General features: G+C 72.0%; 20 protein-coding genes and 1 pseudogene. 8 read left to right on the top strand and 13 right to left on the bottom strand.

Features of this window, described 5'->3' with window-relative positions; genetic code table 11:
• Positions 1–66: 66 nt before the first annotated feature.
• The 9 genes from LX16_RS20335 to LX16_RS20380 form a co-directional block, all read right to left on the bottom strand.
• Positions 67–1,359, bottom strand: coding sequence for a hypothetical protein (locus LX16_RS20335; RefSeq protein ID WP_147141590.1), 1,293 nt, complete (start codon positions 1,357–1,359; stop codon positions 67–69).
• A 45-nt stretch (positions 1,360–1,404) separates the two neighbouring features.
• Complete coding sequence (locus LX16_RS20340; protein WP_147141593.1) at positions 1,405–2,571, bottom strand: hypothetical protein; 1,167 nt, start codon at positions 2,569–2,571, stop codon at positions 1,405–1,407.
• Between the two features lie 41 nt (positions 2,572–2,612).
• Entirely contained in the window at positions 2,613–3,107 is a 495-nt protein-coding gene (locus tag LX16_RS20345) for a DUF3180 domain-containing protein (RefSeq protein WP_147141596.1), read from the bottom strand.
• Entirely contained in the window at positions 3,100–3,621 is a 522-nt protein-coding gene (folK, locus tag LX16_RS20350; protein WP_147141599.1) for a 2-amino-4-hydroxy-6-hydroxymethyldihydropteridine diphosphokinase, read from the bottom strand. Before folK ends, LX16_RS20345 begins: the two co-directional genes overlap by 8 nt.
• Positions 3,618–3,989, bottom strand: coding sequence for a dihydroneopterin aldolase (gene folB, locus LX16_RS20355; RefSeq protein ID WP_147141602.1), 372 nt, complete (start codon positions 3,987–3,989; stop codon positions 3,618–3,620). Before folB ends, folK begins: the two co-directional genes overlap by 4 nt.
• Positions 3,990–4,026: 37 nt before the next feature.
• Complete coding sequence (gene folP / locus LX16_RS20360; protein WP_147142072.1) at positions 4,027–4,821, bottom strand: dihydropteroate synthase; 795 nt, start codon at positions 4,819–4,821, stop codon at positions 4,027–4,029.
• A complete protein-coding gene (locus LX16_RS20365; protein WP_211354645.1) occupies positions 4,784–5,707 on the bottom strand; it encodes an HAD family hydrolase in 924 nt (307 codons plus the stop codon). Before LX16_RS20365 ends, folP begins: the two co-directional genes overlap by 38 nt.
• A gap of 188 nt (positions 5,708–5,895) precedes the next feature.
• A complete protein-coding gene (locus LX16_RS26700) occupies positions 5,896–6,966 on the bottom strand; it encodes a DUF5667 domain-containing protein (RefSeq protein ID WP_158645667.1) in 1,071 nt (356 codons plus the stop codon).
• Between the two features lie 226 nt (positions 6,967–7,192).
• Entirely contained in the window at positions 7,193–8,011 is an 819-nt protein-coding gene (locus tag LX16_RS20380; protein ID WP_425304438.1) for an ECF subfamily RNA polymerase sigma factor, BldN family, read from the bottom strand.
• A gap of 297 nt (positions 8,012–8,308) precedes the next feature.
• On the opposite strand from LX16_RS20380, the pseudogene LX16_RS28015 reads away from it, so the two are divergent.
• The 6 genes and pseudogenes from LX16_RS28015 to hemB form a co-directional block, all read left to right on the top strand.
• Positions 8,309–8,536: pseudogene (locus LX16_RS28015) on the top strand (glutaredoxin family protein); the annotation flags it as partial.
• Positions 8,537–8,600: 64 nt separating this feature from the next.
• Positions 8,601–9,236: an HAD family hydrolase gene (locus tag LX16_RS20390; RefSeq protein ID WP_147141617.1), complete on the top strand. Its 636-nt coding sequence runs from the start codon at positions 8,601–8,603 to the stop codon at positions 9,234–9,236.
• 260 nt (positions 9,237–9,496) lie between these two features.
• On the top strand, positions 9,497–10,171 hold the full coding sequence (locus LX16_RS20395; RefSeq protein ID WP_147141620.1) for a redox-sensing transcriptional repressor Rex: 675 nt from the start codon (positions 9,497–9,499) through the stop codon (positions 10,169–10,171).
• A complete protein-coding gene (locus LX16_RS20400) occupies positions 10,168–11,493 on the top strand; it encodes a glutamyl-tRNA reductase (RefSeq protein ID WP_147141626.1) in 1,326 nt (441 codons plus the stop codon). The genes LX16_RS20395 and LX16_RS20400 overlap by 4 nt, the downstream gene beginning before the upstream one ends.
• Before the next feature lie 160 nt (positions 11,494–11,653).
• Positions 11,654–13,237, top strand: coding sequence for a bifunctional uroporphyrinogen-III C-methyltransferase/uroporphyrinogen-III synthase (locus tag LX16_RS20405; protein ID WP_147141628.1), 1,584 nt, complete (start codon positions 11,654–11,656; stop codon positions 13,235–13,237).
• Positions 13,234–14,220 carry a porphobilinogen synthase gene (hemB, locus tag LX16_RS20410; RefSeq protein ID WP_147141631.1) on the top strand — a complete coding sequence of 329 codons (987 nt, stop codon included), beginning with the start codon at positions 13,234–13,236 and terminating at the stop codon, positions 14,218–14,220. The genes LX16_RS20405 and hemB overlap by 4 nt, the downstream gene beginning before the upstream one ends.
• 365 nt (positions 14,221–14,585) lie before the next feature.
• Here the strand turns inward: hemB and LX16_RS20415 are convergent, their stop codons facing one another.
• Complete coding sequence (locus LX16_RS20415; RefSeq protein WP_147141634.1) at positions 14,586–15,053, bottom strand: hypothetical protein; 468 nt, start codon at positions 15,051–15,053, stop codon at positions 14,586–14,588.
• Positions 15,054–15,118: 65 nt separating this feature from the next.
• On the opposite strand from LX16_RS20415, the gene LX16_RS20420 reads away from it, so the two are divergent.
• On the top strand, positions 15,119–16,474 hold the full coding sequence (locus LX16_RS20420; protein ID WP_147141636.1) for an FAD-binding oxidoreductase: 1,356 nt from the start codon (positions 15,119–15,121) through the stop codon (positions 16,472–16,474).
• Between the two features lie 24 nt (positions 16,475–16,498).
• Here the strand turns inward: LX16_RS20420 and LX16_RS20425 are convergent, their stop codons facing one another.
• Complete coding sequence (locus tag LX16_RS20425) at positions 16,499–17,014, bottom strand: P-loop NTPase family protein (protein WP_211354646.1); 516 nt, start codon at positions 17,012–17,014, stop codon at positions 16,499–16,501.
• 141 nt (positions 17,015–17,155) lie between these two features.
• Positions 17,156–18,052 (bottom strand): hypothetical protein, encoded by an 897-nt coding sequence (locus tag LX16_RS20430; RefSeq protein ID WP_147141641.1) that lies wholly within the window; start codon positions 18,050–18,052, stop codon positions 17,156–17,158.
• Between the two features lie 52 nt (positions 18,053–18,104).
• Between LX16_RS20430 and LX16_RS20435 the strand changes: the two genes are divergently transcribed.
• Entirely contained in the window at positions 18,105–18,344 is a 240-nt protein-coding gene (locus tag LX16_RS20435) for a hypothetical protein (protein WP_147141644.1), read from the top strand.
• 88 nt (positions 18,345–18,432) lie between these two features.
• Here the strand turns inward: LX16_RS20435 and LX16_RS20440 are convergent, their stop codons facing one another.
• On the bottom strand, positions 18,433–19,281 hold the full coding sequence (locus tag LX16_RS20440; protein ID WP_147141646.1) for an aminotransferase class IV: 849 nt from the start codon (positions 19,279–19,281) through the stop codon (positions 18,433–18,435).
• Between the last annotated feature and the right edge of the window lie 30 nt (positions 19,282–19,311).

Raw genomic sequence — 19,311 nt, forward strand, 5'->3', positions numbered from 1 at the left:
ACGAAAGTCGTATCGTGCCCGGCCGGCCTTCCGGCGCCCCGTGGGTCACGCCGCCGCGCCGTGACGTCAGTCGGCCGGGGGCCGGTAGAACGGGGTGCCGGTACGATCAGCCTCGACGGGTGTGACCGGGGCCGGTGGTGGCGGTGGCTCGGTGGGTTGCGGCACCGGTTCGGTGGGCCAGTACTGCTGCAGCCGCGTATCGGCGTCGAACGGTGCGGCGGGCGCCGGGCGCACCGGCAGGGTCTCTGCCGTGTCGACGGGCGGCGGCTCGGCCGGCGGCGCGACGGGCTGGACGGGGACGACCGGCAACGGCACGGTCGTCGTCGCCGGTTCCGGTACGTCCGGGACGGCGGCGGCGGCCGGTGCCGGGCCGCCGACGAGGCGGGCGACCGGTATCCCCACCAGCAGCGCGACGGCGGGGACGATCTCGGCGAATTCCGGCAGGTGACGTGCCACGCCCAGGATCAGGACGCCCGCCGTCACGGTGCCGACGAACCCGCCGCGTGCCCCGTAGAGTCCGGTTCCGCCCAGCAGCGTCATCCCGAACGCGAGGAACGTCAACGTCGTGTACGCGCCGAATCCCGGCTGCAGCACCGGCGCCTCGGGCGCGAACACCATGACCCCCGCCGCCGCCGCGAGGAGCTGCGACACCAGTACGACCGTCCACAGTGTGCCCGCTCCGCCGGTGCCGCGTTCGGCGGCCGCGACACGGGCGGCGCGACGCAACCGGACTCGTGCCGACGTGAACGACATGGCGACACCGCCCAGAAGTGACAACGCCACGGCCGCGCCGACCGCGGTCCACGACTCGACCGGTCCCCAGGCCCATCCCCCGCCGAGCCCGGAGACGGCCTCCGGTCGCCACCAGGCGGCCCCGGTGACGGCTGCGGCGCCCGTGCCGAGGCACGCCGCCCACGCGGGGACACGCAGCAGGGTGACGCACCCGGCGATCAGCAGGGTCGCGGCGACGGCGACACCCGCCGCCGCGAGCACCGCGATCGTGGTTCCCGCCTCCGGGAGGACGACGGCGTACGCGGTGGCCGACAGGAACACCGTCCCGGCGGCCGCCAGGTTCGGGACACCGGCGCGCAGTGACACCGCGACCGACATCCCCGTCAACAGGTACGGCAGGAAGCCGAGCAGGGTCGCCGCGGCCAGGTCCGGCGAGCCGGGCAGTGCGCGGTTCCCGGTGGTCCACAGCACCGCCACGGTGGCCGCCAGGGCGGCGACCAGGACGCCGTCCCACGCGAGGTGTGGCCACCGGACCTCTCTCGGTGCCGGCGGCGCGGCTGGCGGCGGGGGCGCGGCGGGTGTCCCCGCGAACGGGTCGATCACGTCGGCGGGAGGGAGGTTGCTCATGTTCGCGTCCCCTTCGAATGCGGAACGGTCCGGTGTGCGGTGCCGTCAGCGTGGCGTGTCGAGGTCGTGGCGCCGGTACGGGTCTATGTCTGTGGCGTCGTAGTCGCGATCGCCGAGTGGCTGCCGCATCGGCAACGGCGCCTGGCCGGGTTCGGTGACCGGGGCGGCGGGGGCCGGTGCGGTCGTCCTGGGGCCGCCGAGGGTCTCCACGACCCTGGTGACGACGAGTCCGGCGCCGACCGCGACCAGCAGGATCCACAGGGGAGAGACGGGCCACGCGAGGGTGGCCGCCAGCAGCATCACGGTGGCCAGCAGCAGCGACGCCAGGAGGGTCCCGAGGATCCCGCCGCGCCGTCCCAGTGCGCTGGTACCTCCCAGCAGGGCCGCCGCGACGGGGAACACGGTCACGGTGGCGGGGTCGAGTCCGGTGGCGACGGCGGCACCGTCGGCGGCCGTCCACATCACCCACACGCCCGCGAACCCGGCGAGGACGGAGGATCCGACGAGCACGGCCGCGGTCGTCCAGACGGTGGCACGGTCACGTGGGCCGTCGGCGGCGGCGCGGCGGCAGGCCGCGAACCGGTGCCGGGGGCCGTTGAGGGCACTCACCACACCGGCGAATATGGACAGTGCGGCGACGCCGATCAACCAGATCCACGCCGACGACGTGGTCAGGCGACCGAGTGGTGCGGTGGACAGTTGCGCGAGGGTGACGTGTTCGTGCAGCCACAACAGGATCACCGCGGCGATCCCCGCCGACGCGAGCCACCCGGGGGTACGTAGTACCACCACCAGGGCCGCCAGGACCACGCCCGCGATCAGGACCACGCCCACGGCGATCAGCAGCGCGATCGCGACACCGTTCCGGGTGTTCTCCGCGAACAGGACGGCCGCCATGGCGGCGAACGCACCGCCCGCCAGGTTGACGTTTCCGGCGCGGAACGTGACACACGCGGCGGTCGCCAGCAGCAGCAACGGTATGAGCGCGACGATGACCGCGTCCCGGCCCTCCGTCGTGGACAGTGGTGAGCCACTGCGGTACAGCCAGAACAACGCGCCGGCGAAGGCGACCGCCAGCAGCGCCTCCCACGCGACGTGCACACCGAGCCGGTCCGGCCGGGTGTCATCGGGTGCGTCGTCGGCGTGTCGCGCCGCGGGGCCGTCGTCGAGGAGCATCTCGGTCGCCTTGCCGGTTGGTTCGAGAGTTGTCAATGGCACCCTAGCGGCTCGACACCCGCCACGGGTGCCCCACGTCACTCCGTGGGGGGATCCGAGTCGTCGTCCTCCTGCGGCGGGACCCGGCAGGCCCGTTCCAGCCACAGGGCCGCCGCCACCAGCACCAGGCACACCACGAAACCGAACGCGACGACCGGCAGGTCGGCCTGCGCGGCGGTGAGACGCTGCTGCGCCACGGTGTACACGACCAGTCCCGCGTACGCCCCCGCCAGCAACGCGCCCCCGACGGCGCACGCCTTCGCGAGCGCCGCGTACCTGGCGACCGTCAACGGTTCCACGGGGCCGCTGCCGGGCCGCCGTTCGATGCGGGCCTTCGTGTTGCGCGCCAACAGGCCGATCACCACCGCCAACGCCAGCAGCAGCACCGGCGTCAGCCACGACATGGCGGGCAGCCGTTCGTAGAACCGGGTCGCGATCAACAACGTCACCGCACCGGCGGCCAACGCCGTCACGAACAGGGTGGACGGCGTGGTCGGTGTGAGCGACGGCTTCGGTTTCCTCTGTTCAGGCATCGTGTTTCGACTCTAGCCCGCCCAGCCGCCGCAGGGTGCGCGCGTCGGCGGCCAGACCGGGGTCCCGCAACAGGTCCCTGACCCTGCCCCTGCCGGGGATGGCGGCCTCGGCGTCGATCGACAGCCACGGCACCAGCACGAACGCCCGCAGGTGCGCCCGGGGATGCGGCACGGTCAGGTCCGGCTCGTCGCAGAACACCGGTTCGCCGGAGTCCCGCCACACCGCGATGACGTCCACGTCGAGGACGCGGGGGCCGAAGCGGCGCGCGGGGTCGCGTACCCGCCCGGCGGCGCGTTCGCACTCGGAGGCGGCGGCCAGCCAGTCCCGCGGCGACTTCGCCGGGTCGGACACGATCATCGCCACGTTGTAGTAGGTCGGCTGGTCGTCGTCGCCCCACGGCGGTGTCTCGTACACGTCCGACACCCGTTCGGGTCGCAGTGCCCCGGTCGCCGCGCGCAGTGCCGCCGACCGGTCGCCGAGGTTCGCGCCCAGGCTCAACACCGCCCGTGTCACGTCCGCCTCCTGACGACGGTCACGGCGACGTCGGTGAACTGGTACGGGATGGGGGCCTGTGGCTTGTGCACGGTGACCTCGCAGCGGTCCACCCGGCCGTCGCGCAGGCATTCGGCGGCGATCCGTTCGGCGAGGGTTTCGAGCAGGTTGACGCGCATCGCCGACACCAGCCGCACCAGCGCCTCCGCGAGCGCTCCATAGTGCACGGTGTCGGCGACGTCGTCGCTCTTGGCTGCGGCGGAGGTGTCGAGGTGCAGGGTGACGTCGATGAGGAAGTCCTGGCCGGTGCGGCGTTCGGATTCGTACACGCCGTGATGCGCGTGAACCCGCAGACCGGTCAAGGTGATTCGGTCGGGTTGGTCAACCACGATGTCACGGTACGGCAGCGGGGTGCCGTGCGCGCGGTTACCCGGCGCGGCGCGTCGCCTGCCACACGGCGCGGGCGTCGGCGGTGCCGCGCACGTCGTGCACCCGCACCGCCCACGCCCCGGCGTCGAACGCCAGCACCGACGTCGCCAGTGTCGCGGCGTCCCTGGCGTCGGGCGGCCTCGGCGCGTCGCCCTCGGCCAGCAGCGCGCCCAGGTACGACTTCCGGGACGCCCCGAACAGGATCGGGAACCCCAGGTCCCGCAGCTCCGGCAGCCGCGCCGAGAGCTCCCAGTTGTGCGCGGGCAGCTTGGAGAACCCCAGGCCCGGGTCGAGGACGATACGGTCGTCGGCGACGCCCGCGTCGCGTGCGGCCGCCACCCGGCCGGACAGTTCGGCCGACACCTCGGCGACCACGTCGCCGTATTCGGCGTGATGTTGCATCGTCGCCGAGTGCGCCCGCCAGTGCATGAGCACGATCCGGCACCCCGACTCCGCCGCCAACGGCAGCATCCCCGGGTCGGCGAGCCCACCGGACACGTCGTTGACCAGTACCGCGCCACGGTCCAGCGCCACCCGGGCGACCGAGGCGCGCGTGGTGTCGACACTGACCGGCACGCCGTCCGCGGCGAGCGCCGCGACGACGTCGCCGACCCGGGCGGCCTCGGTGTCGGCGTCCACCCGTTGCGCGCCCGGCCTGGTCGACTCGCCGCCGACGTCGACGATGTCGGCGCCGTCGTCGCGCAGCCGCAGACCGTGCGCGACCGCCGCCGACACGTCGAGGTACCTGCCCCCGTCACTGAACGAGTCGGGGGTGACGTTGAGGATCCCCATGATGAGGGGCGAGGCGGGTCGCGCGGTCACGTCTCGACGGTAACCGGCCGTCGCGGCGGGCCGCCGAACGCCTCCGCCGCCACGCCGCGCCGCCCGCGACGGCACCGGCGACCAGGCCCGCGGCCATCGCGGTGGGGACGGCCGCGCGCACCGCCTTACGGCCGGTGCGGAAGTCACGGACCTGCCAGCCCCGCATCCGGGCCTGGCGGCGCAACGTCTGGTCGGGGTTCACCGCGACCGCGTGACCGACCGCCGACAGCATCGGCAGGTCGTTGCTGGAGTCGCTGTACGCGGTGCACAGCGACAGGTCGAGCCCCTCGACGGCGGCGAGTTCCCGGATCGCCTCGGCCTTGGCGGGGCCGTGCATGATGTCGCTCACCAGGCGGCCGGTGTACCGGCCGTCGCGGACCTCGCCGACGGTGCCGATGGCGCCGGTGAACCCGAGGCGTCGCGCGATGATGGCGGCGAGCTCGACGGGGGTCGCCGTCACCAGCCAGACACGCTGCCCGGCGGCCAGGTGCGCGTCGGCCAGTGCCTGGGTGCCCGCCCAGATCCGCGCCTCGATGGTGTCGTCGAAGATCTCCTCGCCGAGCGCCACGATCTCGGACACCTCGCGACCGGCCACGAACGCCAACGCGGACGCCTTGATGGCCGCGATGTGGTCGTGGTTCTCGGTGCCGCGAAGCCGGAACCGAGCCTGCTGCCACCCGAAACGGAGCAGGTCACGGCTGTTGAAGAACCGGCGCGCGGCGAGACCACGCGCGAACCAGTAGATGGACGCCCCGTGCACCAGCGTGTTGTCGACGTCGAAGAACGCCGCCGCGCGTTCCCGGGCGACCGGGGCGTTGTCGATGGCGGTACGGGGTTCCGAGCCGTCACGTTCCACAGCGTCGAGCCTAGCCTTCGGTAGCGTCAAAGACGAATCTGAATCCGGATATCAGGGTGAAGATGCTACGGCGGCGGGCGATCCGGTCGGCATCGCCCGGCACCGTCGCGACCGGGCCGGGGCGGCGGTCACGACGGGTGACGGATGCGGCCGACGACGCGACCGCATCCGAGACCGTTCGTGGTGGACTATCCGAGCAGGCCGGACAGCAGATCGCCCAGTTCGGACAACAGGCCGCCGCCGGGCTCCTCGTCGGTCGGGTCGTCGCCGGGTTCTCCGCTGGGACTGCCCGATGCGGACGGTTCCGACGCGCTCGACGCGGGTTCCTCGGACGGTGACGTGCCGGTGTCCGGCGTGTCGCCCGATTCTCCCGGGGTCGTCCCGGACGGGCCGGGGACCACCTGTTCGCCTTCGGTGCCCGGCAGGGCACTGCACTCCACCGGTACCGGCCCGAGCCGGTCCGCCTCGTCGGCGCGCACCCCGCTGCACAGCAGCATGGTGTGCAGGCCGTCGCTGCGTTCGGCGACGTCGGCCAACAGGTCCAGCGACTCGTCGGCGAGTTCCGCCGCCGGACCCGACAGGGAGTCCCGTAGCGATTCGAGCCCCGGGCGCTGGTCGGCGACGAAGTCGTCGACGTATCCCAGCAGCGCGGGATCCTCGCGAGCGATCGCCTCCGAGGTCAGCGACCTGACCCCCTCGACCGTGTCGGAGTCCATGTCGGCGAACGCGGTGGCCAAGGCCGCGTCCTCTCCGGACAGTCCCTGCGCCTCCTCGAGCCGCCCGTGGGCGAATTCGAGGTAGAGCTGCCCCCGGCTGACGTCCGAGCCGGCCAGGGCGAGCTGGGCGCGCTCGGTGGAGCGTTTCACCGGGTACAGCGCGTCGCCGGGGACCGCGTCGGCGCTGGCCGTGGCGACGCCCGACAGGCCCAGCAGCAGACCGGCGACCGTCGCCGCGATGGTGAACCTCTTACGCCTGGACGCCCGTACCGGTACGGGATCCGGTGTGGTGGAACCGATGCCCGTGGCCGCGGCCTCGGCGAGCAGCCGATGCCGCAGCGACGCCTGGAACGCCGGGTCGGGTGCACTGGCGGTGTGAGCGGCCGGGGCCGCCTGCCGCAGTGCCTGCCCGACTGACACCAGTTGCGCCATGTCGCCGTCCCGGTCACCGCCGCGCCCGTGCCTGCGGATTCCCCCGTCGGCCTCCTCCAGCAGTTCGGACAGGCGTTCCGCTCGGCGTTTCTCAATCGGATTGCCGATCAAAGTCGCGCACCCCCTCTCGTCGCGCGGTGCCGACCATTGCACCCGTACCAACGCGCCGGCGGGCGGGAGGTTACGGTCGGCGGGCGAGACGTGGCGGCGGCCACCCGGCGATTCGCCGGGAATCCCCCGGTTCGTCCCCCGACATGTCGCAGATGCGACATCACGGCCGGGTCATCGCGAGGCGGCACCGTGACCGGACGGTCCGCACCGGCGGCCGGCGGCCGGTTCATCGACTGAAACCCTCCGGCAGGAGCCGGGCCAGGGTACGGACCGCACGGTACTGCAGGGCCTTGATGGCGCCCTCGTTCTTCTGCATGGCCCGCGCGGTCTCGGCGACCGAGAACCCCTGCAGGAAACGCAGGACGATGCACTCCTGCTGGTCGGGGTTGAGCTCCCGCACGGCCTGGAGGAGCGTGATGTTGGTGAGCTTGTCGCACACCATGGCCTCGGGGTTGCCCTCCGGTGACCGCTCCTCGCGGTCGACGTCCAGCACCTCGGCCGTCGACATCTCCAGGCGGTAACGCCCGGACTTGAAGTGGTCGGCGACCAGGTTCCGGGCGATCGTGACGAGCCACGCCCCGAAGTCCCTGCCCTGCCACGTGAAACTGTTGATGCGGCGCAACGCCCGCAGGAACGTCTCCGACGTCAGGTCCTCGGCCAGCGGCCGGTTCCCGACCCGGAAGTAGATGTACCGGAAGACCGTCTCGTTGTAGCGGTCGTAGATGCGGCCGAACGCCTCGACGTCGCCGTCCTGGGCGTCGGCGACCAGTTCCCGGACCTCCGCCGGACCCGCCTCCTCGGCGCCGCGGTCGGTGGGGCGGGGAGAGGGCGCGCCCGCGCCGGTCCCCGAACGCCGGCCCGGTACCTCCGCCGGATCGGCCCGGCGGCGCGGCGGCTCCACCCGCGATCTGCGCGCCCGCCCGGGGCTCAGCTCCACGCTGAGCAACCGCCACAGGGCTCCCAGTCCGCCGGCGAGCGCGGCGTGGGCGCGCGCGGTGGGCGCGACGATGTCTGCGGTGACCGCCGGTACAGTGCCGGGCACTATTGGCCTCCTCGGGTGAGGGGATGTCGGTTCCCAAGGTCGTAGGGCGAACCGACCCGGATGATGATAGGGCCAAAATCGCCTAATCGTGTGGACGTGATTACTCGTCCAAGGATTGTGTCCCCGGCCGCGTCCCCGTCGGACGGACCCGCTGTGCGACATACCCGTACGTGTCACCCGTTCGGGATCGCCCGAACGGGCCGGATGGCGCCCGGACCCGGCCGGTAGATTCGGTTCCCAGCTCAGAGGCGTCGTCACCGGCCGGGAACCGGCCGGTCGCCGAAGCGGCGGAGGGACCCGATGGACCGGCTGGTTCTACTCACCACCAAAGAATGTCATCTATGCGAGACGGCCCGGCAGGCGATGGACCGGGTTTCCCGCGACTCGGGCGTGTCGTGGCGCGAGACCGACGTGTCCACCGACCCCGGACTGGCCCGCGAGTACGGCGACCGGCTTCCGGTGGTGCTGCTCGACGGCCGTGAGCACGGCTACTGGCGTGTCGAGGAGGAACGACTGCTGCGGGACCTCGGCCACGCCGGTTTATCCCGCCCGGCGGCCGCCACGACCGCGCGGAGATCATTAGGATTGCCCGATGGCGAAGCACTTGGTCTGGGACTGGAACGGCACACTGCTCGACGACTTCGAGGCCGTGGTGGCCGCCTCCAGCGCCGCCGTCGTCGCCTTGGGCGGGACGGCCTTCGACGGCGCGACCCATCGCGAGAAGTACCGCCGCCCGATCACCGACTTCTACAACGAGCAGCTGGGCCGCGAACTCACCGAGGCCGAGTTCGAACGGCTGAACGAGCTGTTCCACTCCGGGTACCTCGAACGGATCGCCGAGTGCCGTCTCGCGGAGGGCGCCCTGGAGGCCGTCACGGGCTGGAACGGCACCCAGTCGCTGCTGTCGATGTGGCGGCACGCCGACCTGGTGCCGCTGGTGACCCGGTTCGGGCTCGCCGAGCACTTCGCGCGGGTCGACGGGCTGCGCGCCACCGACCACGGCGGGAAGCACCGGTACCTGGTGGCGCACCTGTCGGAGTTGAACGTCCAGGCCACCGAGGTCGTCATGATCGGCGACTCGGTGGACGACGCGGACGCGGCGGTCGCGGCCGGTGCCGGGTGCGTGCTCTATTCCGGCGGGACCACCAGCGAGCGGCTGCTCCGCGCGACCGGTTTCCCGGTCGTCGACACCCTCGCCGAGGCGGTCGAGACCGCGCGACTGGGGTGACCCGCCCGACACCGTCCGGCGGCGGTCACCGCGTGTGACCTGGTCATTCGTCCCCGACACGGGGCGGCACCGATTTGTGCAAACCTTCACAAGGTCCTAAGCTGAACCGCGTGACGTCACCGGCCCCGGCCGGCGGGGGTCGTCCACGCGGGCCGCAGGGGCCGTCGTGTGGTGTACGCCCGTGCCCGACCGGTCCGCCACACGACGCAGCACGCCATCGTCCGCCGGCCGCCGGGCCACACCCCGCTTCGGAGAACCAATTGCCGACCGAACTTCCCGCCGGGGCAGACCCTCGGGACATTCCCGACGCCACCGTGTCGCGGCTTCCGGAGTACCTGCACGCGTTGCACACCCTTGCCGAGACCGGCATCGCCACGGTGTCCAGCGAGGGGCTGGCGGTGGCCGCCGGGGTCAACTCCGCGAAGTTGCGCAAGGACCTGTCGCACCTCGGCTCCTACGGCATCCGCGGCGTCGGTTACGACATCGCCGTGCTGACGACCCAGATCTCGGACGTGCTGGGGCTGCGGCAGCATCGCGCCGTCGCCCTGGTCGGGGTCGGTCACCTCGGTCAGGCGCTCGCGGGCTACGGCGGGTTCGCCAACCGCGGATTCGGGATCGCGGCGCTGTTCGACATCGCCGAGGACCGGGTCGGGACCGTGCTGAACGGGCTGCCGGTCCGGCACCTCGACGAACTGGCGGAGGTGGTCTCCGCCGAGGGGATCTCCATCGCCGTCATCACCACACCCCCGCTCGCCGCACAGCGTGTCGCCGACTCGCTCGTTAGAGCTGGTGTGACGAGCATCCTCAACTTCGCGCCGTGCGTGCTGGACGTCCCCGGCAACGTCGACGTCCGGAAGGTGGACCTGGCGGTGGAGTTGCAGATCCTGTCATTCCACGAGCACCGCAAGTCCCGCAACGGAAAGGTGGCCACGTGAACCTGCTGGTGGTGGGGGCGTCCCACCGTACGGCACCGGTGGAGGTCCTGGAGCGGCTGGCGTTGACCGCCGACCGCGCGGCCGAACTGGCGACCGGACTGGTCGCGGGCCGGTACGTGGGCGAGGCGGTGGTGCTGTCCACCTGCAACCGGGTCGAGGTGTACGCGGCGGTGTCGGGCTTCCACGGCGGCCTGACCGAGATCGCGGGCCGGTTGGCCGCGCACGGCGGCATGGCCGTGGACGACCTGTCGGGCCACCTGTACGTGCGGCACGAGGCGCAGGCGGTGCGGCACGCGTTCACGGTGGCCGCCGGCCTGGACTCGATGGTCGCCGGGGAGGCGCAGATCCTCGGCCAGCTCCGCGACGCCTACGAGTCGGCCCGGGAGTCCGGCCACGCCGGACGCCTGCTGCACGAACTGCTGCAACAGGCGTTGCGGGTCGGCAAACGGGTCCAGTCGGAGGCGCAGGTGGGGGCCGCCGCGCCCAGCGTCGTGACGGCGGCGCTGGCCGTGGGTGTGGAACACACCGGCCGTGAGCTGGCCGGGGCCGACGCCCTGGTGGTCGGCGCCGGCGCCATGGGGGCGCTGAGCCTCGCCGCGTTGCGGCGGGCGGGCGCGGGCCGCTGCTACGTCGTCAACCGGGACTTCGATCGTGCCGTGCGGCTGGCCGCCAACCACGACGCCGAGGCGGTGGCGTGGGACGCGCTGGCGACGGTCGTGCCGCACGTGGACGTGATCGTGTCGGCCACCGGGGCTCCGGCTCCGGTGATCGACGAGACGACGCTGGCGGATCGCCGCGGTGGTCTCCTGGTGTGCGACCTGGCGGTACCCCGGGACGTGGCGGCGTCGGTCGCGGCGCTGCCGGGCGTGCACGTGGTCGACATCGGCGGGTTGGGCGACAGCGACCGGCCGGGACCGGGGGCGCGTTACCTGGAGGCGGCCGAGCGGATCCTCGTGGAGGAGATCGACGCCTTCCTCGGGGTGGCCCGCGCCGCGCAGGTGGCCCCGACGGTGGCGGCGTTGCGTAGTCGCGCGGACGAGGTCGTCGACGGCGAACTGGCGCGGTTGCGGCGGCGTCGCCCGGACCTGTCCGACGAACAGCGCGCCGAGATCGCCCACACGGTCCACCGGGTGGTGCGGCAACTGCTGCACCAGCCGACGGTGCGGGTGCGTCAGCTCGCCAGCGAACCCGGTGGTGAGAGTTACGCCGCCGCGCTGCGGGAGTTGTTCGCGCTGGAGGCGCCGGACCTGTCCGCGGTGGAGCCGGATGTGACGGCTGAGGCGTTGCGCGTCACACCGGAGACCGTGGACCCTCGACAGTAGTAGCCACAATGGACTTGAAAGTGACATTCTCCCGGTTGTTCGGTACCCTCGACGACCGACGAGACCTGTTCACGTCCCTGGGCGGGGGTATGCGGGGCGCCCAGCCGCCATGCGCCCACACCCTCCGCCGAACCGCAATCACATCGATGGAGCGAGATAAATGACAAGTGTCCACAATATTGCCGGCCGGGTGCGCTACGTCGGCACCGGGCCGGGTGACCCCGGGCTGCTGACCCAGCGCGCGATCGACGCGATCGCCGGGGCGGACCTGGTGGTGCACGACCGGACCTTGCCGCAACAGCTTCTGGAGGCCGCGCAGCGCCACGCCGGCGAACAGGCGGTCTTCACGCTTTCCGAGACCTCCCCCAGTGAACTGGTCAAGGACCTGCTGGCCGCCGCCCGTGACGGCCGCCAGGTCGCCCGGCTGGTGTCGGGCGACCCGTATCCGCGCTCCTCCATCGTGACCGAGGTCTCCGACATCGCCGCCACCGAGGTGCCGGTCGAGGTCATCCCCGGGATCAGCTACGCCGCCGCCACCGCCGACTACGCGGGCATGCCGCCCGGCGAGCTGCGCACCCTCGTCGACATCGACGACGTCTCCGGGCTCGACCCGGCCACGATCGCGGCCGCGGTCGAACGCGGCACCGTCGTGTTCACCGCCGACATCACCGACCTGGCGGGACTGCGGGACGTGCTGCTGATGGCCGGGCTCAGCCCGACCACGCCGGTCGCCGTCACCGGCGACGTCACCGGCGAGACCCAGTTCACCACCGGATCCACCGTGGACACCTTCGTGGAGGCGGCGCTGGGCTTCGCGGGCCGGGTCGTCATCACGCTGGGCGACACCGTCGCCGAACGCGGCCGGCTCGGCTGGTGGGAGAACCGGCCGCTGTACGGCTGGAAGGTGCTCATCCCCCGCACCAAGGAACAGGCCGGCACGATGAGCGAGAAGCTGCGTGCCTACGGCGCGATCCCCTGCGAGGTGCCGACCATCGCCGTCGAACCGCCCCGCACCCCCGCGCAGATGGAGCGCGCGGTGAAGGGCCTCGTCGACGGCCGCTACGCGTGGATCGTGTTCACCTCCGCCAACGCCGTCAAGGCGATCTGGGAGAAGTTCGGCGAACACGGGCTCGACGCCCGCGCCTTCGGCGGCATCAAGATCGCGTGCGTCGGTCAGGCCACCGCCGACAAGGTGCGGTCCTTCGGCATCGAACCGGAACTGCTGCCCGGCGGCGAACAGTCCGGCGAGGGACTGCTCGCCGACTTCCCACCGCACGACCCGGTACTGGACCCGGTCGGCCGGGTCCTGCTGCCCCGCGCCGACATCGCCACCGAGGTCCTGTCGGCGGGACTCCAGGAACGCGGCTGGGAGGTGGACGACGTCACCGCGTACCGGACGGTCCGCGCGTCGCCGCCGCCCGCCGAGATCCGCGACGCCATCAAGTCCGGCGGCTTCGACGCCGTACTGTTCACGTCGTCGTCCACAGTGCGCAACCTGGTCGGCATCGCCGGTAAGCCGCACGCCCGGACGGTCGTCGCCGTGATCGGCCCGCACACCGCCGAGACCGCCACCGAGTTCGGGCTGCGGGTCGACGCCCGTCCCGAACACGCCAGCGTCCCGGCCCTCGTCGAGGCACTCGCCGAGTACGCCGTCGAACTGAAGAAGCGGATGGCCGAGGCCCCGGTGAAACAGCGACGCGGCGCCAAGGTGCAGGGCCCGACCGCACTGCGGTTCCGGTCATGACCGGCTTCCCGAACCACCGGCCGCGTCGGCTGCGCACCACGCCCGCGATGCGGCGCCTGGTCGCCGAGACCCGGGTGCACCCGGCGTCGCTGGTGCTGCCGATGTTCGTCAGGGAGGGCCTCGACGCGCCACGCGAGGTGGCGTCGATGCCCGGCGTGGTCCAGCACACCCGGGACTCGCTGCGCAAGGCGGTCGCCTCGGCGGCCCGGTCGGGGATCGGCGGCGTGATGCTCTTCGGCATCCCGGCGCAGCGCGACGCCTCCGGCTCCGGAGGCATCGACCCCGACGGGATCCTCAACACCGCCATCGCAGACGTGGTGAGTGAAGTGGGCGACTCCCTCGTGGTCATGTCCGACCTGTGCCTGGACGAGTTCACCGACCACGGACACTGCGGCGTCCTCGACGCCGCGGGCAGGGTCGACAACGACGCCACATTGGAGCGTTACGCCGAGATGGCGCGGGCGCAGGCGGAGGCGGGAGCCCACATGCTCGGCGCTTCGGGCATGATGGACGGTCAGGTCGGGCGGGTACGCGCCGCCCTGGACGTGGCGGGCCACACCGACACGGCGATCCTGGCGTACGCCGCCAAGTACGCGTCGGCCTGCTTCGGACCGTTCCGGGACGCCGTGGAGTCGGCCCTGGAAGGAGACCGGCGCACCTACCAGCAGGACCCGGCGAACCTACGCGAGTCGCTGCGCGAGGTCGACCTCGACGTCGCCGAGGGCGCCGACGTCGTCATGGTCAAGCCGGCGCTCCCCTACCTCGACGTGGTCGCCGCGGTGGCCGACCGGGTGACCGTTCCGGTCGCCGCCTACCAGGTGTCGGGCGAGTACGCGATGGTGGAGGCGGCGGCGGCCAACGGCTGGCTCGACCGCGAACGGATGATCGTGGAGACGCTGACCTCGATCCGGCGGGCGGGTGCCGAGCTGATCTGCACCTACTGGGCGGAGGAGGCCGCGCAACTGGTGCGCGACGCCTACTGAGGTGACGGCGGGAGCCGGTGACCGTCTCCCGCCGGTGTGATCGCCGGGGTGGCCCACGGGTCGCCCCGGCGTTCTCGTACCCGGGGCGGGTGTGGCGGGTGGTCGTCGGGGTGCTTCGGTGAGATGCGGGAGGTCGCGGGGTGCGGTGGGTGGTCACCGGAACCCGTGTCGCCGAGCACGACGGCACCACCGCCGCGCACCGTCCACACGGGATTCTCCACAACCGGTGGCTCGTCCACAGGCCCGGCCCGGCGCGCTCGACGGTCGCACCGGCGGGCCATAGGCTCGACGCCATGGGGAGGAGGAGTGGCGGCCCCCACATCGGTGGGAGTGGGCGGCCACCCGACACCCTCCCCCGCCTGAGATCACAGCGGCGTGGCCTCGGTGACCAGGGTGATCAGCTGCGCGAAGTCGGCGTTGGGCGCTCCGCCGCAGTCGTCGCCGGTCACGGTGGCCTCGGGGTGGCCGGTGGCCGCGCCACGTGTCACCGACCAGACGAAGGCGTCGGCGCAGCCGTCTCCGGAGGGCTCCGAGGTGACGGTGAAGCCGGTACTCCACGCCAGGGCCGCCAACTGTTCCACCTCGCCGTCGGTGAACTCGCCGGTCTCGGGGGCGCGCCGCGCCACCTCGTAGGTCCACGTGCCGTCGGACGACACCGTCAGGTGTTCGGCGAGCCCGGCGATGCCGCCGGTCCTGCTGACCGTCAACGCCGCGGGAAGCCCCGACACCGGTGCCGGTTCCGCGCCGGTCGCCCCCTCACCGGCTCCGCCGCACCCGGCCACCGCGAGCATCAGCGCCACACCTGCCGTGATCGTGATTCGGTGGTGTCTCATAGTGGTCCGACGCACAAACGCGGACCTAGGTTTCGTCCACATCCCGAACCTGGCATTCTCAGGCCATGCTGCAAGAACTGCGTGCCGCCCTGGGCGACGCCGCCGTCATCACCGATCCCGACATCCTGGCCGGGCACGCCCGCGACGAGGCCGCGCTCTGCGAGGCCGGCACGCCCCGGGTGCTGGTGCGCCCCAGCGACACCTCCGGGGTGCAGGCGGTGGTCCGGATCGCCGCCGCGCACGGCGTCCCGGTGGTCCCGCAGGGCGCCCGCACGGGCCTGGCCGGCGCGGCCAACGCCGTAGACGGTTGCATCCTGTTGTCGACGCAGGCACTCGACCGGATCCTGGAGATCGACCCCGCCAACCGGATCGCGGTCGTGCAGCCCGGCGTCGTCAACGCCGACATCTCCAAGGCGACCGCCCCGCACGGCCTGCGGTATGCGCCCGACCCGGGTTCGTGGGAGTCCTCGACGATCGGCGGGAACGTCGCCACCAACGCGGGCGGTATGTGCTGCGTCAAGTACGGCGTCACCACCGAGTACGTCCTCGGCTTGGAGGTGGTGCTCGCGGACGGCGAGGTGCTGCGTTGCGGACGCCGCACCGTGAAGGGTGTCGCCGGTTACGACCTGGTCCGGTTGTTCACCGGTAGCGAGGGCACGCTCGGGGTCATCACCGAGATCACCGTGCGGTTGCAGCCGATCCCGCGCGAGGCGTTGTCGATCGCGGCGGTGTTCCCGTCGACGTCGGCGGCGGGTGCCGCGGTGTCGGCGATCACCGCAGCGGGTCTCGTCCCGAGCCTGCTGGAGCTGATCGACCAGGTGCATCTGCGGGCGATCGAGGAGTACCGGCCGATGGGACTGGACACCGACGCGGCGGCGCTGCTGTTGGCGGCCAGCGACTCCGGCGTTCCGGAAGACCTAGACCGGATCGCACGGTTGTGCACGGAGGCGGGCGCGACCGAGGTCCACCAGGCCACCGACGCCCTGGAGGCGGACATGCTGCTGTCGGCGCGGCGGATGGCGCTGCCCGCCGTGGAACGGCTCGGCGCGGTCATCGTCGACGACATGTCGGTGCCGAGGTCACGCCTTGCCGAGGCCCTGGACGGGGTTGCGGCGGCCGCGGAACGTCACAAGGTCGTGATCGGTGTGATCGCGCACGCCGGGGACGGGAACCTGCACCCGAACATCCTGGTGGACCGGTCGGATCCCGCGAGCGTCGCGGCGGGCCAGGCGGCCTTCGACGACATCATGCGGTTGGCGGCGGAACTGGGTGGGACCTGCACGGGTGAGCACGGTGTCGGACTGCTGAAGCGGGACTGGTTGGCGGCGGAGATCGGCCCGACCGGATTGCGGGTGCAGCAGGCGATCAAGGACGCGCTCGACCCGGCGGGGTTGTTCAATCCCGGCAAGGTGTTGCGCTGATCGGGCGAGGGCCGTGCTCCGGTGTCACGGTCGAGCCGTGGTGGTCCCGGGCAGTCCCGCGATGAACCGGCGCACCTGCCGGGGCGTGCGGAGCCGCACCACGGGGCCGTCGTGGTCGGTCAGCGCGGCCGACACCTTCGGCCGTGAGTCCTTCGGGAACCGCCAGACGTAACGCAGGTGCCGGAGGGCGACGCGGTGCGGTGTGCCGGGTGCCATCTCCTCGCGGCGCGCGGCGCGGGTCACCACGCGCCACAGGCAGCGCCACCGGCCGACGTCCAGGAACACGACCAGGTCGGCGCGCGGCAGCCGCATCGGCATGGTGGTGACGTAGTTGCCGTCGTGGATCCACCGGTCCGCCGCGACGAGCCGGGCGAGGACGGTCTCCCATTCGGTGTCGGGCGGTCGTTCCCAGCCGGGACGCCAATAGTGGGCGTCGAGGTGGACCGACGGCAGGCCCAGTGCCGACTCCAGTTCCCGGGTGATGGTGGATTTCCCCGCGCCACTGCATCCGATGACCATGATCCGTCGTGGCGCCGTCATGCCGCGCGACGTTATCAGGCCGTGCCACCCCGTACGGCGACCCGGCACGGCCACGCCCCACCCCATCCGGGGGCGGGCCACCCTCACGTCGAAGTCTGCCGAATCGGGCGAAACGGCGTCGATCGGTTATTCAGGTGGGATTCAGGTTCCGGTCGCCGGGGCGGGGCGGCAACGGCGGATCAGTGTGATGCCGAGGTAGCCGGTCAGGACGGTCGCGAATCCCGCGGCGACCAGATCCGCGAGAGGGCCGATCCGCCACTGTCCCTCCAGTCCGGCGGCGACGGCGTACGAGGTGAGCATGAGGCCGGGGCCCGCCGCCGTCGACAGCACCGGTAGCAGTGGGCGTTCGGGACCGTGGCAGCCGACCCGCCACCGGAGGATCCTGGCGGAGGCGCCGAGCGTCGTCCCGACGACGGCCGCCACCGCCAGCAGTACGAGTCGTCCCTGCCACTGGCGGCTGTCGGCGCTCCAGTCGGGCCCGGGGTCCAGGTGCCCGAGGGTCGGGGAGGTGCGGGGGTCGGCGGCCACCGACACGCACATCAGTCCCCAACCGATCACCAGCCAGTAGAGCTGGCTCCACGCCGCCGGCTGGGATCGCGCGGTGAGGAAGGCCACGCCACCGCCGAGGACCACGCCGGTGGTGACGAGCAGCATGATGCGTGACTGCGGGAGGTCACCGCCGAACATCTGCTGCCAGGATGCGATGCCGATGGCTACCGGTGCGGTGATCGACGCGCCGACGACGGCCATCGCGACGAGGCGGCGCCGCAGTGAGGCCGAGGGCGCGGTCCGTCGAAGCAGGATCGGTGCGGCCGCGGCGAGACTGACGGTGGCGGCGGTGATCCAGACGACGATCGCCGACTCGTCGACCACACCGCCGGGCGATTCGTCGCCGCGCCAGGCGAGGACGCCCACGGCGTTGCCGACCCAGAGCTGTCCGGCGCCGAGGACGGCGGCGAGCACGGCGGTGATGAGGGCGGCGGCGGAGACGCGCTCCCGGCCGTCGCCGTCACCCGCTACCCACCCGGTGTCCGACATGTGGACAAATTAGGCATATAGCGGGCAATTTCAGGACACGTACGCATCACGGTTGCGACACGATCACCGCAATGATCATCAATATAGCTATGAAACCGGCGTGGTGGGCGAAAAAACCACGCCGTGGCGCTTGCCCGAGCGCCACGGCGTGGAAAAACGGAGATATCCGCTTTATTCAATTGGCGCCGGGGTGAGCCGTGCCCGTTGGCTCACCCCGGCGGTGGTGCCCCCAGAGTCGTTCCGCGTCGATCGATCGAATGCCCGAGTCGAATCGATCAACATGTCGGCGTGACCGGAACTGATTTAACTATGGCCACGACTCCTGAATTGCGGCTTGAGGAATCCTGGGAAATCACTGGGAATTTCGGAGCGGGAGCCGTTCACTTGCCCGGCACGGGAAAGCCCGCCATCTCACTCAGGGTCGCCGTCAGGTCGCTCTGGTTGATGGTGACACCGTCGAGGGTGTGGACGGGGGCCACGCCGCGCACCGACGAGGTCATCCAGATGCCGTCGGCGGACATCAGTTCCGCCACCAGGACCCGGCGTTCGGCGGTGCGGATGCCCGCCTCCTCCGCGCGGTCGAACACGAAGCGGGCGGTGGTTCCCGCGAGGATCCCGGTGTCGGCCGGAACCGTGTAGAGGGTCTGGTTCTGCCACCACACCAGGGTCGACGTCGGACCCTCCAGCGCGAATCCGTCCTCCGAACGCCACAACAGGTCGTCGTGCCCGGTGGCACGGGCGTGCCGCTGCGCGGCCATCGCGACCGCGTACGACAGGCACTTCGCGCCGCCCAGCAGCCACGGGGCCTGTCCCCGGGTGTCGACCGGGTATCCCAGCGTCAGCACCGCCAGGTTCAGTCCGTCCCGGCGGGCGTTGATCTGCGCCTCCGGCACCGGGTTGAGCGTCATGTACACGGTCGGCGGGCCACCCTGTTCGGGGCCGCGCGTGCAGATGATGCGCAGCGCCCCCTCCTTTCCGGCACCGAACGCCTCGCACGCCTGGGCGGCGAGCCGCTTCAGCACCGCCGCGTCCGGCAGGTCCAGCTCCATCCGCTGCGCCGAACGGGCCATCCGGGCGAGGTGTTCGTCCAGCAGGAAGGGTTCACCACCGCGGACGTTCGCGGTCTCGAATATGCCGTCCCCTCGGAGGACTCCCAGATCATCGCCGTGCAGGAACGGCTCGTCGGCCGGGATCACTCCCCGGCCCAGCACTGCCACAACTTCAGCCATGACCGCACACTACCGGCACCGGGCAGGGAA

The organism is Stackebrandtia albiflava, assembly GCF_007994225.1.
Taxonomy (GTDB): Bacteria; Actinomycetota; Actinomycetes; order Mycobacteriales; family Micromonosporaceae; genus Stackebrandtia; species Stackebrandtia albiflava.

Bases quoted from the DNA above. Each gene is read 5' to 3' on its own strand.
- hemB (WP_147141631.1), top strand. From the start codon at position 13,234: ATGACCGGCTTCCCGAACCACCGGCCGCGTCGGCTGCGCACCACGCCC.
- LX16_RS20430 (WP_147141641.1), bottom strand. From the start codon at position 18,052: ATGTCGGACACCGGGTGGGTAGCGGGTGACGGCGACGGCCGGGAGCGC.
- LX16_RS20335 (WP_147141590.1), bottom strand. From the start codon at position 1,359: ATGAGCAACCTCCCTCCCGCCGACGTGATCGACCCGTTCGCGGGGACA.
- LX16_RS20405 (WP_147141628.1), top strand. From the start codon at position 11,654: ATGACAAGTGTCCACAATATTGCCGGCCGGGTGCGCTACGTCGGCACC.
- LX16_RS20440 (WP_147141646.1), bottom strand. From the start codon at position 19,281: ATGGCTGAAGTTGTGGCAGTGCTGGGCCGGGGAGTGATCCCGGCCGAC.
- folP (WP_147142072.1), bottom strand. From the start codon at position 4,821: ATGGGGATCCTCAACGTCACCCCCGACTCGTTCAGTGACGGGGGCAGG.
- LX16_RS20345 (WP_147141596.1), bottom strand. From the start codon at position 3,107: ATGCCTGAACAGAGGAAACCGAAGCCGTCGCTCACACCGACCACGCCG.
- LX16_RS20425 (WP_211354646.1), bottom strand. From the start codon at position 17,014: ATGACGGCGCCACGACGGATCATGGTCATCGGATGCAGTGGCGCGGGG.
- LX16_RS20390 (WP_147141617.1), top strand. From the start codon at position 8,601: ATGGCGAAGCACTTGGTCTGGGACTGGAACGGCACACTGCTCGACGAC.
- LX16_RS20420 (WP_147141636.1), top strand. From the start codon at position 15,119: ATGCTGCAAGAACTGCGTGCCGCCCTGGGCGACGCCGCCGTCATCACC.
- LX16_RS20415 (WP_147141634.1), bottom strand. From the start codon at position 15,053: ATGAGACACCACCGAATCACGATCACGGCAGGTGTGGCGCTGATGCTC.